Below are 1154 nucleotides of genomic sequence, written 5' to 3'. Positions count from 1 at the left end.
GGGCCTGTTGCACAATTCTGGCATTGTGATTCACTTCGATTATTGCTCGGAGGGATTTGCGATGGCGGTGAAGCGGACGGGACAGATGAGCTTTGTCGAGGCGTTCCTTGGGAACAAGGCGGTTGGCTCGTCGGGGATCCTGGATCGGATCGGGTCGCTGGTGAAGTGGTACCGTTTCGAGAAGCTGCTTGGCGGGCTCAATCATGGTGGCCCGGGCCATCCCGGCTGGCCAGCGCTGGTTCTCTACAAGGCCCTGCTCTTGCAGTCGCTTTACGGGCTGTCGGACCGCGAGTTGGAGGAAGCGCTCGCCGACCGGCTGTCGTTCCGCCGCTTCGTGGGGCTCGCCCTCGACGAGACGGTGCCCGACCACACGGTTCTCAACCGCTTCCGCAATCTTTTGATCGAGAAGGGACTTCTGGACAGGCTGTTTGGCGAACTCGACCGGCAGTTGGAGAAAGCGGGCGTGATGCTGAAGCGCGGCGCGATGCTGGACGCGACCCTGATCGAGGCGGCCTCGGCGCCGAGTTCCGGCGAGCGGGCCTCGCTCGATCCGGACGCTGCTTTTGGCGGGGCCAGGAAGAAGGGCGGCTTCACCTTCGGCTACAAGGCCCATGTCGGCGTGGACGAGGGTTCCGGCCTGATCAGGACTGTGATCACGACGCCGGCCAACGTCAACGACACCGAGCCAGCCGACGGCCTGATCGTCGGCGACGAGAAGGTGATATGGGCGGATGCAGCCTACCACACCCACGCCCGCCAGGCGCGGCTCAAGGCGCGCGGCATCAAGGCCCGGCTCGCCCGCCGGCCCAACAAACACCATCCCGAACTGCCGCCCCGCCTCAAGCTCTACAACCGCTTGATCGCACGGCGCAGGGCGGCGGTGGAAACCACATTCGCCACGCTCAAGAACCGCATGCGTCTCACCCGCATCCGCTATGTCGGCCTCGTCAAGGCAACGGCCCAGATCATGCTCGCCACCATCGCCTTCAACATGAGACGATGGGCGGCGATCACGCCATAGCTGCGCCCGAAATCCGCCAAACGCCGCAAAGGCGCGGCTCCCAAACCCCGAAAAGCCCCCAAAGCAACCAAAATGGCCGCCCACAATCCTCACAACACGCCTCCCGCAACATTGCGCAACAGGCCCACAAGGG

The 1154-nt window shown here is 64.2% G+C and carries 1 protein-coding gene; it reads left to right on the top strand.

What is annotated here, in order from left to right; all coding sequences use genetic code 11:
- Positions 1-61 precede the first annotated feature (61 nt).
- The gene (locus C7I87_RS34670; protein ID WP_149908425.1) at positions 62-1021 is read left to right on the top strand and encodes an IS5 family transposase; all 960 of its coding nucleotides are present in this window, start codon (positions 62-64) and stop codon (positions 1019-1021) included.
- Positions 1022-1154 lie beyond the last annotated feature (133 nt).

Source organism: Mesorhizobium sp. SARCC-RB16n, from assembly GCF_008520305.1.
GTDB lineage: Bacteria > Pseudomonadota > Alphaproteobacteria > Rhizobiales > Rhizobiaceae > Mesorhizobium.
The sequence above is the reverse complement of the archived record's forward strand: the minus strand, read 5'-3'. Positions and strand labels throughout refer to the sequence as shown.